This window comes from Allosphingosinicella sp. (assembly GCF_036570505.1).
In the GTDB taxonomy this organism is placed as follows: domain Bacteria; phylum Pseudomonadota; class Alphaproteobacteria; order Sphingomonadales; family Sphingomonadaceae; genus Allosphingosinicella.
Window position 1 is genome coordinate 1 of sequence record NZ_DATCYB010000114.1, and the last position, 12,412, is coordinate 12,412.

Annotated in this window: 16 protein-coding genes; 5 read left to right on the forward strand and 11 right to left on the reverse strand. The window is 66.6% G+C overall.

The features are described 5' to 3' along the window. Window positions 1–1,353, forward strand: a 1,353-nt coding sequence (locus VIR62_RS14575) for an amidase (RefSeq protein ID WP_431872433.1), incomplete at its 5' end; no start/stop codon positions are given. A gap of 83 nt (window positions 1,354–1,436) precedes the next feature. Here VIR62_RS14575 and VIR62_RS14580 read toward each other — a convergent pair. From VIR62_RS14580 to ispG, 4 genes are all read right to left on the reverse strand, one after another. Next, the gene (locus tag VIR62_RS14580) at window positions 1,437–1,802 is read right to left on the reverse strand and encodes a TfoX/Sxy family protein (protein ID WP_431872435.1); all 366 of its coding nucleotides are present in this window, start codon (window positions 1,800–1,802) and stop codon (window positions 1,437–1,439) included. Then, window positions 1,802–2,122, reverse strand: coding sequence for a DMT family transporter (locus tag VIR62_RS14585; protein WP_431872437.1), 321 nt, complete (start codon window positions 2,120–2,122; stop codon window positions 1,802–1,804). The genes VIR62_RS14580 and VIR62_RS14585 overlap by 1 nt, the downstream gene beginning before the upstream one ends. After that, the gene (locus tag VIR62_RS14590) at window positions 2,119–3,012 is read right to left on the reverse strand and encodes a DMT family transporter (protein ID WP_431872439.1); all 894 of its coding nucleotides are present in this window, start codon (window positions 3,010–3,012) and stop codon (window positions 2,119–2,121) included. The genes VIR62_RS14585 and VIR62_RS14590 overlap by 4 nt, the downstream gene beginning before the upstream one ends. 112 nt (window positions 3,013–3,124) lie before the next feature. Then, on the reverse strand, window positions 3,125–4,252 hold the full coding sequence (ispG, locus tag VIR62_RS14595; RefSeq protein WP_431872531.1) for a flavodoxin-dependent (E)-4-hydroxy-3-methylbut-2-enyl-diphosphate synthase: 1,128 nt from the start codon (window positions 4,250–4,252) through the stop codon (window positions 3,125–3,127). 87 nt (window positions 4,253–4,339) lie between these two features. On the opposite strand from ispG, the gene VIR62_RS14600 reads away from it, so the two are divergent. The 4 genes from VIR62_RS14600 to VIR62_RS14615 all read left to right on the forward strand — a co-directional run bounded on the left by VIR62_RS14600 (window position 4,340) and on the right by VIR62_RS14615 (window position 6,791). Beyond that, a complete protein-coding gene (locus VIR62_RS14600; protein WP_431872441.1) occupies window positions 4,340–4,690 on the forward strand; it encodes a DUF6152 family protein in 351 nt (116 codons plus the stop codon). Between the two features lie 4 nt (window positions 4,691–4,694). Beyond that, complete coding sequence (locus VIR62_RS14605) at window positions 4,695–5,177, forward strand: DUF6644 family protein (protein ID WP_431872442.1); 483 nt, start codon at window positions 4,695–4,697, stop codon at window positions 5,175–5,177. Between the two features lie 38 nt (window positions 5,178–5,215). Further along, window positions 5,216–5,749 (forward strand): DUF488 family protein, encoded by a 534-nt coding sequence (locus tag VIR62_RS14610; protein WP_431872444.1) that lies wholly within the window; start codon window positions 5,216–5,218, stop codon window positions 5,747–5,749. Window positions 5,750–5,846: 97 nt separating this feature from the next. Then, a complete protein-coding gene (locus VIR62_RS14615) occupies window positions 5,847–6,791 on the forward strand; it encodes an isoaspartyl peptidase/L-asparaginase family protein (protein WP_431872533.1) in 945 nt (314 codons plus the stop codon). Between the two features lie 72 nt (window positions 6,792–6,863). Here the strand turns inward: VIR62_RS14615 and pal are convergent, their stop codons facing one another. From pal to ruvB, 7 genes are all read right to left on the reverse strand, one after another. Beyond that, the gene (gene pal / locus VIR62_RS14620; RefSeq protein WP_431872446.1) at window positions 6,864–7,394 is read right to left on the reverse strand and encodes a peptidoglycan-associated lipoprotein Pal; all 531 of its coding nucleotides are present in this window, start codon (window positions 7,392–7,394) and stop codon (window positions 6,864–6,866) included. Between the two features lie 35 nt (window positions 7,395–7,429). Continuing rightward, window positions 7,430–8,764 (reverse strand): Tol-Pal system beta propeller repeat protein TolB, encoded by a 1,335-nt coding sequence (tolB, locus tag VIR62_RS14625; RefSeq protein ID WP_431872448.1) that lies wholly within the window; start codon window positions 8,762–8,764, stop codon window positions 7,430–7,432. A 19-nt stretch (window positions 8,765–8,783) separates the two neighbouring features. Next, complete coding sequence (locus VIR62_RS14630) at window positions 8,784–9,560, reverse strand: hypothetical protein (protein WP_431872450.1); 777 nt, start codon at window positions 9,558–9,560, stop codon at window positions 8,784–8,786. Next, window positions 9,560–10,003 (reverse strand): ExbD/TolR family protein, encoded by a 444-nt coding sequence (locus tag VIR62_RS14635; protein ID WP_431872451.1) that lies wholly within the window; start codon window positions 10,001–10,003, stop codon window positions 9,560–9,562. Before VIR62_RS14635 ends, VIR62_RS14630 begins: the two co-directional genes overlap by 1 nt. 136 nt (window positions 10,004–10,139) lie before the next feature. Then, entirely contained in the window at window positions 10,140–10,832 is a 693-nt protein-coding gene (gene tolQ, locus VIR62_RS14640; RefSeq protein ID WP_431872453.1) for a protein TolQ, read from the reverse strand. Then, window positions 10,832–11,293 carry a tol-pal system-associated acyl-CoA thioesterase gene (ybgC, locus tag VIR62_RS14645; protein ID WP_431872454.1) on the reverse strand — a complete coding sequence of 154 codons (462 nt, stop codon included), beginning with the start codon at window positions 11,291–11,293 and terminating at the stop codon, window positions 10,832–10,834. Before ybgC ends, tolQ begins: the two co-directional genes overlap by 1 nt. 76 nt (window positions 11,294–11,369) lie before the next feature. Beyond that, entirely contained in the window at window positions 11,370–12,401 is a 1,032-nt protein-coding gene (gene ruvB / locus VIR62_RS14650; protein WP_431872456.1) for a Holliday junction branch migration DNA helicase RuvB, read from the reverse strand. Window positions 12,402–12,412 lie beyond the last annotated feature (11 nt).

Below are 12,412 nucleotides of genomic sequence, written 5' to 3' on the forward strand. Positions count from 1 at the left end.
GCGCGGGCGCTTGACCGGCAACGGAAGGCGCGCGGGCCGCTGTTCGGCATGCCCATTCTCCTCAAGGACAATATCGAGGCGAAGGGGCCGCTCCCCACGACGGCGGGCAGTCTGGCGCTCAAGGACAATGTGACGAACCGCGACGCGCCTTTGGTGGCGAACCTCCGCGCGGCGGGCGCTGTGATCGTCGGCAAGACGAATCTCAGCGAATGGGCCAACTTCCGCTCATCCAACTCGATCTCCGGCTGGAGCGCGATCGGCGGCCAGACCCGCAATCCGCACGCGCTCGACCGCAATCCCTGTGGTTCCAGCTCCGGCAGCGCGGTGGCGGTGGCGGCGGGCATGGTGCCGGCGGCGATCGGCACGGAGACGGACGGCTCGATTACCTGCCCGGCGGCGGTGAACGGCATCGTCGGAATGAAGCCCACCATCGGCCTCGTCAGCCGCACCCATATCGTGCCGATCAGTCACAGCCAGGACACGGCCGGCCCGATGACCCTCACGGTCCGCGACACGGCGCGGGTGCTGACCGCCATGGCCGGCACCGATCCCGCCGACCCGGCCACGGCGGAGGCGGATGCTCTCAAGACGGATTACGTGACCGCGCTCTCGACCACAGCGCTGGAGGGAAAGCGCATCGGCGTCATGGGCTTTGCGGATGGATTCGGCACAGACGCGCCTTTTGAGGAGGCACTGTCGGCCTTGCGGCGCGAAGGCGCGATCCTGGTCGACATCGACAAGTTCGAGGGCCGGGACGAGATGGGCGAGGCCGAGTTCACCGTCCTCCTCGCCGAGTTCAAGGCCGACCTCAACGCCTATCTCGCGACCCTGCCGCCCAATGTGGAGACGCGCACCCTCGCCGACCTCATCGCCTTCAACGAGGCTCATTCGGAGCGGGAGCTGGCGCTCTTCGGTCAGGACACGTTCGTCGAAGCCGAGGCCACGAAGGGCCTCGAAAACCCCGGCTATATCAAAGCGCGTCAGACTTCGTTGCGCCTCGCAGGCCCCGATGGCATCGACCGACTGCTCAAAGACTATAACGTCATCGCCTTGGTCGGCCCGACCATGTCGCCCGCCTGGCTGATCGACAGCGTCAACGGCGATCAGGTCCCCGGCGGCGGCGCGGGCAGCCTCGCCGCGGTGGCGGGCTATCCGCACGTCACCGTGCCCATGGGCGAGGTAAAAGGGCTCCCCGTCGGTCTCAGCTTCATCGGCCCCAAATGGTCCGACGCCCTGATCCTGTCGCTCGGCTATGATTATGAGCAGGCGACGCAGAAGCGGGTGGAACCGCAGTTTCTCGACTCCATCGAGGACAGTCTCGATATCGCGCCATTGTTGGAGCCGGCGGAGTAAGAAAGAAGATGTCACCCTGAACTTGATTCAGGGTCCATCTCTCCGCCGCCCACGACGGCTCGTGATTGGATGCTGAAACAAGTTCAGCATGACGGCTTCTTCCGCGGCTTCTTCTTCGCGGCGCCCCGAAGGCCGGCCCCTACCGCCAGCTTCGCCCAGCGTTGCATCGCTTCCGGTTCGTCATAGACGTCGCTCGGCCCCCGCCTGTAGTTCATCGTGTCGACGCGACCGTCCTTGAACGTCATCGAGAATCGCTCGCAGCCTTCGGCGTCCCAGATGGTGTCCGTCTCCGCGTCGGCCTTGAACCAGATCTCGCCTTCGTCGAGGATCGCGAAGATGGTGCCGTCGAGATAGAGCGTCGCGCCGCCCATCATCTTGCGCATGGTGACCGGCCCCAGCGGCTCCAGCGCTTCCTGCACCCAGGCGCAAAGGCCCTCGTCCACCGCCATCAGTGGAGCAGCTTCAGGCCCGCGATGCAGGCGACGATGCCGAAGATGAAGGCGATGCGGAGCGCTCCGGCGGGTTCCTGGAAGAAGGCGATGCCGACCAGGACGGTTCCCACCGCACCGATGCCGCCCCAGACCGCATAGGCGGTTCCCATCGAAATATTGCGCGAGGCAAGCTCCAGCAGCGCCATCGATAGGGCCACCGAGACGAGGAAGCCAATCGTCCAGGGCACATTTTTGAACCCATCGACGAAGCGGAGGCAGGTGGTGAAACCGACCTCGAACAGGCCGCCGAGGATCAGCCAGACCCAGGCCATCGTCATAAGGCAGCCTCCATTTCCGCGATCGAGACGGGTTTCCGCCGTGTCGCGATAATGCAGGCCGCGACGATCATTCCCGCGCCGATCAGGGTCATCGGCCGCACCGGCTCCGAGAAGACGATGAGGCCCAGGATCGAGGCCCAGATGAAGGCGGTATATTCGACCGGCGCGAGATGCTGCGCCTCAGCTCGCGCATAGGCCCAGGACAGGAGCATCAGAGAGATGAAGGCGAGGAAGGCCGCTCCGACCAGCGCTGGCATCTGCGGCGCGGTCGGCAGGGTCGCCAGCACCGGCGCAGCGATCAGGAAGCAGGTGCTCATGATGAGGCTCATGAAGAAAGCAACCTCCAGCGGCTTCGCAACCAGCGCCTGCTGGCGCATAAGGATGATGTTGTAGGCATAGAGACCCGCCGAGGCGAGTATCGCGAGCGCACCGCGAAACGCCTCCGGACCCAAGTCGGTACGTGCCTGCCCCGACAATATGACGAGCACGCCGGCAAAGCCGAGCAGGGAGGTGAAGATCGCCTGCCGCTCGATCTTCTCCTTCAAGAGCCAGGCGGCGAGATAGAGTGCGATCAGCGGCGCAACAAAGGACAGCGCCACCCCCTGCGCCAGCGGCACGCGCGCGAGCCCCCAGAAGAAGAGGATCGCCATTCCCGCCGAAAGCACTCCGCGCAGCAGATGGATCCGCGCCGCCTCCCGCCCGGGCCAGGGGCTGCGGCGGGCGAAGAACACCGCGCCTCCGATGAGGGCTCCGGCCATCGTGCGCCAGAGCAAGGCGTTATAGGCGCCCATCTCGATGGACAGCCCCTTCATCAGGGCGTCCATCGTGGAGAAAGCCGCGATGCCGAGCGAGGCGACGCCGAAAGCCGTCGCCGTGGAGGCCGGCTTCATAGCCCTATCTCGTCATCCCGGCGAAAGCCGGGACCCAAGAACATCGGCGCGGCCAGGACGGAAACGACATTGTTCTTGGATCCCGGATCAAGTCCGGGATGACGTTGATGCTTCATTCCGCGGCGTGGGCGACGGCGTCGGCAGTGCCGGCTTCGATCTCGGCCGCCTTGGCTTCGACGAGCTTGACGATGTGGTCGATCATCTCGTCGTCGCGGACATGGTGGTCGGTGACGCCGGAGAGATAGACCATGTGCTTGCCCTGGCCGCCGCCGGTGATGCCGATGTCGGTCTCGCGCGCCTCGCCGGGGCCGTTGACCACGCAGCCCAGCACCGACAGCGACATCGGCGTGCGGATGTGGGAGAGCCGCTCCTCCAGCTTCTCGACGGTGCGAATGACGTCGAAGCCCTGCCGCGCGCAGGACGGGCAGGAGACGACGCGGACGCCGCGGTTGCGGATGCCCATCGCCTTCAGGATTTCGAAGCCGACGCGCACTTCCTCTTCGGGCTCGGCCGACAGCGAAACGCGAATCGTGTCGCCGATGCCGAACCAGAGCAAAGAGCCAATGCCGATCGCCGACTTGACCGTGCCGCCGCGAAGGCCGCCAGCCTCGGTAATGCCGAGATGGAGCGGGCAATCGACGGCCTCGGCGAGCTGCTGATAGGCGGCGACGGCGAGGAAGACGTCGCTCGCCTTCACCGCGACCTTATACTCGCGGAAATCCTGATCCTCGAGCAGCTTGATATGGTCGAGGGCGGATTCGACCAGCGCCTCGGGGCAAGGCTCGCCATATTTTTCGAGCAGGTCCTTCTCCAGGCTGCCGGCGTTGACGCCGATCCGCATCGCGCAGCCATTGGCCTTGGCCGCGCGCACCACCTCGGCGACCCGCGCCTCCGAACCGATATTGCCGGGATTGATGCGAAGGCATGCCGCGCCTGCATCGGCCGCTTCGAGCGCCCGCTTGTAGTGAAAATGGATGTCCGCGACGATCGGCACGTTGGCCGCCCGCACGATCTCCTTCAGCGCCGCCGTCGATTCCTCGTCGGGGCAGGACACGCGGATGATGTCCGCGCCCGCTTCCTCGCAGCGCCTGATCTGGTCGATCGTCGCCTTCGCGTCCGGCGTCGGGGTGTTGGTCATCGTCTGCACAGTGACGGGCGCGTCGCCGCCGACGGGGACGTTCCCGACCATGATCTGTCGCGAGGGTCGGCGCGCGATGTCGCGCCAGGGGCGGATGGACATGGCCGCCATATAGAGGCTCGTGCTATCAAGGCCAAGGCGGAGACAGGGCACTCGCGCCCTGCTCCTGGAATGATCGAGGAGATGAGGATGCACAAAGGTCGAATGGCCGTCGCGCTCGCGCTCATCGCGTTGCCCGCCGCCGCGCTCGCCCATCATGGCTGGAGCAGCTATAACACCGATAAGACGACCCGGCTGGCCGGGCCGTTCACCTCCGTCAGCTGGTCCAACCCGCACGGCACCGCGACGATGAACTGGCAGGGCAAGGAGTGGGACGTGATCCTCGCGCCGGTCTCGAGGATGGAGGCGCGCGGCCTCACCCCAGCCATGATCGCGCCCGGCAAGCGGATCCGGATTGTCGGCTACCCGCGCAAGGACGGTACCGCCGAGATGCGGCTCGAGCGCATCATCGTCGGCGACAAGACGATCGAGCTGCGCTGACCCGGTGGAGAGCCTGACCGGCTTCGCCGAAGCGCTGCAAGCCTCAACCTTCGGCGTCTGGGCGGCGCAGTCGTCACTGGCTTATCCCGTCGCCAATGTCCTTCACCTGCTCGGCCTCGTCATGCTGGTCGGCGGGATCGGCGTGGTCGACCTCCGCCTGGCGGGCGCGTTCCGCTCGCTGTCGCCCACCGCCCTTTCGAGGACGCTGACGCCGGTCGCCATCGCCGGCCTTCTGGTGATGTTGCCGACGGGCTTCATCATGTTCGCCGCCGACGCGAAGACGCTCGTCACCTCCGACATTTTCCTGCGCAAGCTGGTGCTGATCGCGCTGGCGCTTGCCAACGCCACCGCCTTTCGTTGGCTGTGGCGCGACCGGATCGCCGAGTGGCACCTGTCCCCACCCCTGGCCGGGCGGTTGATGGCGGCCGCGTCGCTCCTTCTTTGGCTGGCGGTGGGAACCCTTGGCCGGCTGATCGCCTATTACTGAAGCGGGCAGTACGTCTCGCCTGGTAATTGGACGCCGTAATGAACCTTCCCTTCTTCACCATCGGCCACTCGACCCGTTCCATCGAGGCGTTCGTCGACCTGCTGCGCGCCGGCGAAGTCGCGATGGTCGTCGATATCCGGACCGTTCCACGCTCGCGAACCAATCCGCAATATAATCTCGACGCGCTGCCGAAGGCGCTTGCCGCCTGCCAGATCGGCCACACCCGGATCGAGGAGCTGGGCGGCCTTCGCAGCAAGTCCACCGACGTGCCGCCGGAAGTCAACGGTTGGTGGGAGAATCAGAGCTTCCACAATTATGCGGACTACGCGATGTCCGACGAATTCAGGCGCGGCCTGGCCCAGCTTGTCGACCTCGGACGCGAGCGGCGGGTGGCGATGATGTGCTCGGAAGCCGTCTGGTGGCGCTGCCACCGCCGCATCGTCGCCGATTACCTCATGGCGCGCGGCGAAGCGGTGTTTCACCTCATGGGCAACGACCGGGTGGAACGGACCAGGATGACGGTTGCGGCGCACGAGAGCGATGGCAACCTGGTATATCCGGCGCAAGATTGAGGCACCCGCGTGCTGGCGGCTTGCGCGCTTTCTGCTATGCGCGTGAGCATAAGGAGAGGGACATATGCGTTTGTATTTGCTGATCGGAGCCTTGATGATGACCACCGCCGCCCACGCGCAGGAAAAGACCGACTGGAAGCTCGTCATCCATGGCGGCGCCGGCGTGATCGAGCGGGACCGGCTGACGGCCGAGCAGGAGAAGGAAATCCGCGCGGCGCTCGATCTGGCGCTTCAGACGGGGTCGAGGATTCTCGCCGCCGGCGGCGATTCTCTGGATGCGGTCGAAGCGACGGTGAAGGTCCTCGAGAACGATCCGCACTTCAACGCGGGCCGGGGCGCCGTCTTCACCTATGACGGCGCCAACGAGATGGACGCGGCGATCATGGACGGCGAGAATCGCGAAGCCGGCGCGGTCGCGGGTATCACTGCCACCAAGAATCCGATCAGCGTCGCCCGCGCGGTGATGGAGGACAGCCCCCACGTCATGCTGAGCGGCGCGGGCGCCGACCAGTTCTCCCGCGAGCAGGGCCTGGAGCAGGCGCCGCCCGAATATTTCGCGACGCCCGAGCGCCGCCGCCAGCTTGAGGAAATGAAGGCGAAGAAGATCAGCTGGTTCGACGTCGATCTTAAATACGGCACGGTCGGCGCGGTGGCGCTCGACAGCGAGGGCCATGTCGCCGCCGCGACATCCACCGGCGGCCTCACCGGCAAGCGCTGGGACCGGATCGGCGATTCCCCGATCATCGGCGCCGGCACCTATGCCGACGACCGCGCCTGCGCCGTCTCCGCGACGGGGTCTGGCGAATATTTCATCCGGGCCGGCGTGGCCCACGAAATCTGCGCCCGCATCCGCATGAAGGGCGACACCGCCAAGGCGGCCGCCGACGCGGTGATGGCCGAGGTGAAGGAACTGGGCGGCAGCGGCGGCGTCATCGTCGTCTCGCCCAAGGGCGAGGCCACCTGGTCGTTCAACACGCCGGGCATGTATCGCGGCCAGGCCAGCGCAGAGGGCCGGACGGTGGCGATCTTCGGGGATGAGTAGCTCCCCGGCGTAAGCCGAGGTCCAGCCCCAACAAGAAAAGCTGGGCCCCGGCTTTCGCCGGGGCACAACCTCTTACTGCGGGATAACGGTCACCGCGCGCCGGTTCTGGGCCCAGGCTTCCTCGGTCGAGCCCAGCGCCTCGGGCCGTTCCTTGCCCCAGCTGACCACATTCATCCGCGAGGCCGGCACGCCGCGTCCGGCGAGATAGTTCTTCACCGAATTGGCGCGGCGGTCGCCGAGCGCGAGATTGTATTCGCGAGTGCCGCGTTCGTCTGCATGACCCTCGATCGTGACTTGAACCGACGGGTTGGCGAGCAGCCACTGTGCTTGCGTATCGAGCACCGCCCGCGCCTCGGCGTCGAGGGTGTGGATGTCGGTGCCGAAGAAGACCCGGTCCGATGTCACGTTCTGCATGAAATCGGCGCGCGAGCCTGGGATCACGCCCGTGCCGACCTGACCGGTGTCGCCCGGCATCGTGTCGGTGGGCGTGGTCGGCACCGGTGGCGGGGGCGGCGGCAGCTCCTCCGGCGCCTTCTTGGCGCAGCCGGCGGTGAGCGCGAGCGCCGCGGCGATGGCAGCGGTGCTGAGGACGTTCCTGTTCATTCTATTCTCCTTTGAACGAGGGGACGAAAATAGTTTCAGGGCAGTAACGGTGACCAGGCCGGATCGGATCCATCGAGCGGGGTCGGGATGCGCCTTTCGTTGACGCCGGTGAGGTCCACGGACCAGAGATCGGTGCGGCCCGAGCCCTGGGCGGTGCGGAAGAACATGATGACGCGGCCGTTGGGCGACCAGGTCGGAGCCTCGTCCTGCCAGGCGCTGGTCAGGATCTTCTCGCCCGACCCGCTCGGGGTCATGACTCCGATCCTGAAGCCGCCGCCGATCTTGGTGAAGGCGATCATGTCGCCGCGCGGGCTCCACACCGGGGTCGCATAGCGGCCGCCACCGAAGCTGATCCGCCGCTGGTTCGAGCCGTTGGCGTTCATCACGTAGAGCTGCTGCGATCCGCCGCGGTCGCTCTCGAAGACGATCTGGCTGCCGTCGGGCGAATAGCTGCCACCGGTGTCGATGCCCGGCGCGTTGGTGAGGCGCTGGGGCGCCCCACCACCCGCCGACACGCGATAGATATCGGTGTTGCCGCCGACCGCCATCGAAAAGATCACATAGCGGCCGTCGGGCGAGAAGCGCGGCGCGAAGGTCATGTTGGGCTGGTTGACCAATAGCCGCTGCCGCCCCGAACCTATGTCGTAGATATAGACGCGCGGCCGATTGCCGTCATAGCTCATGTAGGTGATCGTCTGCATGTTGGGCGCGAAGCGCGGTGTCAGCACGGTCGACTGGCCGTTGGTCAGGAAGCGATGGTTGGCCCCGTCCTGGTCCATGATGGCGAGCCGCTTGATGCGCTTGCCCTTGGGGCCGGTCTCCGAGACATAGACGACGCGGCTGTCGAAATAGGGCCCTTCGCCGGTGAGGCGCGTATAGACGGTGTCGGCGCATTTGTGGGCGGCGCGGCGCCAATATTGCGGGGTCACGACGAAGCCCTGCCGGTCGAGCTCGGTGCGGGCGAAGACGTCGTAGAGATAGCAGCCGACGGTCAGCGATCCGTCGCCATTGGCCTGGACGAAGCCCTGCACCAGCGCCTGCGCGCCGCTGCCCGACCAGTAGGTGAAATTGGGTGCGGTCACCTCGGGGTAGGAAACCGGGCGAAGCGAGCCCGGCGGCAAGGGACTGAACAGGCCGCTATTCTTGAGGTCGTTGGTGACGATCGCCGCCACCTGGCGCCCGAGCTCGGCCGTATTCCCGGCCGCCGTCGAAGCGGGATTCGGCGTCGGCATGGGCGGAATGGCGATCGGCATCGGGGCGGCGATGCCGCCGGTGATATCGACCCTGAGGCGCTCCTGCGCGCCGGCCGGCGCCGCTACGGCAGCGATCGCCAGAATGAACAAAGCCGCGCGTTTCATACTCTCTCCCATGCGTCGCATCTCTTGCCCCTTACCCCAGTGAGCTCGGCCGGAAGCCGATATCCATGTCGTCCCATCCGCCTGCGTACAAATCGGCCGGCAGGTCGAGCGGCGCGCAGCGCAGAATCGCACGGCGGGCGGCCTCGGCCATCTGGCGAGCATAGTCGCGGTTGGCCGAATTCACCCCCTCCTGCTCTTCCAGGCTGACCTTCCTGACCGACCCGTTCCGGTTCAGCTGCAGCCTGAACACGGTGACGATCTCGTCGATATCGACGCCGCCCGAGGGAACGACATAGCAGGGTTTGATCTGCCGGATGATGGCCTGGGCGAGACTCGCCATGTCGCGGCTGCTGACGGCAGCGCGGGGCTTGGTCGCCTTGCCCTGGCTCTTGTCGGTGATCCCTTTCAGGAAATCGTCGCCGAGGCGAGACGAGCGCTGCTTCTCTCTGGGCTTGGCCTTGGGCGCGGGCCTTGAGGGCGCCGGCTTGCTCGCTTCCTTAGGTGTCGGGGCGGGCGCGGGCTCGGCGGCTTTCTCGACGGGCGTCGGCTCGGGCGTCGGCGTCTCCGGCGAGGTTGGAGCGGCCTCCTCCATCGGCCCCAATTCGGGCGCCATCGCCTCGGCCGGGTCTTCCATCTGCGCTTCGGTGACGGCGGCCTGCAGGCCGACCTCGTCGACGAAGGACACCTGGATCGGATCGCTTTGCATCATCGGGCGGGTGACGGAGGCGAGGCCGAGCGACAGCGCCGCCAGCAGGGCCAGATGCCCCGCCACCGCCACGCCGAGGCCGGTTGCCTCCGCCCGGTCCATCAATTCGCCTCGGCGCCTTGCGTGCTGACCAGCGCGACCTTCTTGAGGCCGGCCGCATTGATCTCGCCCATCACCCGCATGACGCGGCCATAATCCAGCCCGCGGTCGGCGCGCAGGAAGATACGCGGGCCGCCTTCTTCGGTCGCCGAGCCCGCGATCTGCGCCAGCCGGGCCGGCAGATCGAACTCGTTCACCGGCCGCTCGTCGATAAACATCGCGCCATTCGCGTCGAGCGAGATCTGCACCGGTTCCTGCTCCTGGTCGAGCGCGCCCGCCTTGCTGTCCGGCAGGTCGACCGGCACGCCGGCGACCAGCAGCGGCGCCGTCACCATGAAGATGATCAGCAGCACCAGCATCACGTCGACCATCGGCGTGACGTTGATCTCCGCCATCGGCGAGCGGCGCCTCTGGCGATGGTCGCCGATGATCGGACCCATGGCCATTACAATCCTCCCCCGCATGGGGAGGGGGACCGCCGCCGCAGGCGGTGGTGGAGGGGGGTCTGTGGAGGGCGACGAACCCCCTCCACCATGCTGCGCATGGTCCCCCTCCCCGTCCCAGGGAGGATTTTCACCACCCTCATCCCTCCTGCTCCAGTTCCCGGCTCAGGGTGGCGTGGAAGCCGTCGGCGAAGCGGCCGAGGCGCGCCTCCATGCGGTTGATCCCGTGCGTCATGCGGTTGTAGGCGATGACCGCCGGGATGGCCGCGAACAGCCCGAGCGCGGTCGCGAACAGCGCCTCCGCGATACCCGGCGCCACGACCGCGAGGCTGGTGTTGTTGGCCCCGGCGATGTCGTTGAAGCTGCGCATGATACCCCAGACCGTGCCGAACAGGCCGACGAAGGGCGCCACCGATCCTACCGTCGCCAGGATGTTGAGACGCTCGGACAATCGATCGATCTCGGCCGCCACCGCGCCGTGCATCGCAGTCGCGAGCCGCGCCCGCGTGCCGTCACGGTCGAGGGCTTTGCTTCTCGTCGAGCGTCGCCATTCGGCGATACCGGCGGAAAATATCTTCGCGCTCGGCCAATCCTCGCGGCCATGCGCTTCATGGAAGCGGTCGATGTCCTGCGCCTTCCAGAAATCGCGCTCGAACCGCTCGTTCTCCCGCGCGACCTTCTTGATGCGCAGCGCGTGGCCGATGATGATCGCCCAGGTCCAGATGCTCGCCAGGATGAGACCGATCATCACCGATTTGACGACGATATCGGCCTGCATGAACAGCGCGACCGGCGACATCATTTCGGCGCCGCCGGCCAGTTTGAGGTTCATCACGCTTCGCTTTCCCCTTTCAGCTTCTCGAACTTTTCCACCCAGGCGCGCGGCTGTCGCTTCGGCCGGCCTTCGGGCGAGATGAAGGCGGCGGTCACGGTCGCGTCCGTCAAGACTTCCGCCCCGCGCATGACTCGCTGATGAATGACGCAGGAAGCGGAGCGCACCTCCAACACGCGGCTGACGACCACCAGCTCGTCGTCGAGCTTCGCGGAGCCGCGATATTTGATGTTCGCCTCGGCGACGACATAGACGCCCTCGCCGCTTTCCAATGCGGCTCTTTGGTCGATGCCGACCGCGCGCAGCATGTCGGAGCGCGCCCGCTCCATGAAGCGAAGATAGTTGGCGTAATAGACGACTCCCGCCGTATCCGTGTCCTCGAAATAGACGCGGAGGGCGAAGCGATGGGTGCGGCCGTGGAAGGCGCCCTCATAGGGCCTATCGCGCAGCATCTCGGTCATGCCAACGTCTCTAGCAGTATTAACCTTTTGGTGAAGGCCCGAACGCCGTTTCACTCTTATCCTCGGCGAACCGAGCCTATTTGGCGTCGAACAGCCCGTCCTGCGCTGCGGATCGCGGGGGCGTCAGGCCGAGATGGGTCCAGCCCCGGCCGTTGAGGCAGCGGCCGCGCGCGGTGCGGGCGACGAGGCCGAGCTGGATGAGGTAGGGCTCGATCACTTCCTCGATCGTGTCGCGCGGCTCGGAAAGGCCGGCGGCGAGCGTTTCCACCCCCACGGGCCCACCCTTGTAGATGTCGGCGATCATCGTGAGGTAGCGCCGGTCCATCGCGTCGAGGCCGAGCTCGTCCACCTCCATGCGGGTGAGCGCGCCGTCGGCCACCTTGGCATCGACGCGGTCGTCCGCCGTCGCATGGGCGAAATCCCGCACCCGCCTCAGTAACCTGCCCGCGATGCGCGGCGTTCCGCGCGAGCGGCGGGCGATTTCGGTGGCGCCATCGTCGGTGAGGTCGAGACCAATGAGGCCGGCAGCGCGGCGCACCACCTTTTCCAGCTCCTCCACCGAATAGAAGGTAAGCCGCACAGGGATGCCGAAGCGGTCGCGGAGCGGCGTGGTAATCAGCCCCTGCCGCGTGGTCGCGCCGACGAGCGTGAACTTCGGCAGGTCGATCCGCACCGAGCGGGCGGACGGTCCCTCGCCGATCATCAGGTCCAGCGCCCGATCCTCCATGGCCGGATAGAGCACCTCCTCGACCGCCGGATTGAGCCGGTGAATCTCGTCGATGAAGAGGACGTCGCCATCCTCCAGGTTGGTGAGCAGGGCGGCAAGGTCGCCGGACTTGGCGATCACCGGTCCCGACGTCGCCCGAAAGCCGACTCCCAGCTCGCGCGCGATGATCTGCGCCAGCGTCGTCTTGCCTAGTCCCGGCGGCCCGAAGAACAGCACGTGGTCGAGCGCGTCGCCCCGGCTCTTGGCCGCGTTGATGAAGACGCGCAGATTCTCCCGCGCCGCGCGTTGGCCCACGAAATCGTCGAGCGACTTGGGCCGCAACGCCGCGTCGAGGTCTTCGGGACGGCGGTCGCCGGCGATGATGCGTTCGGGCTGCTCCACAAGGCGCAGCT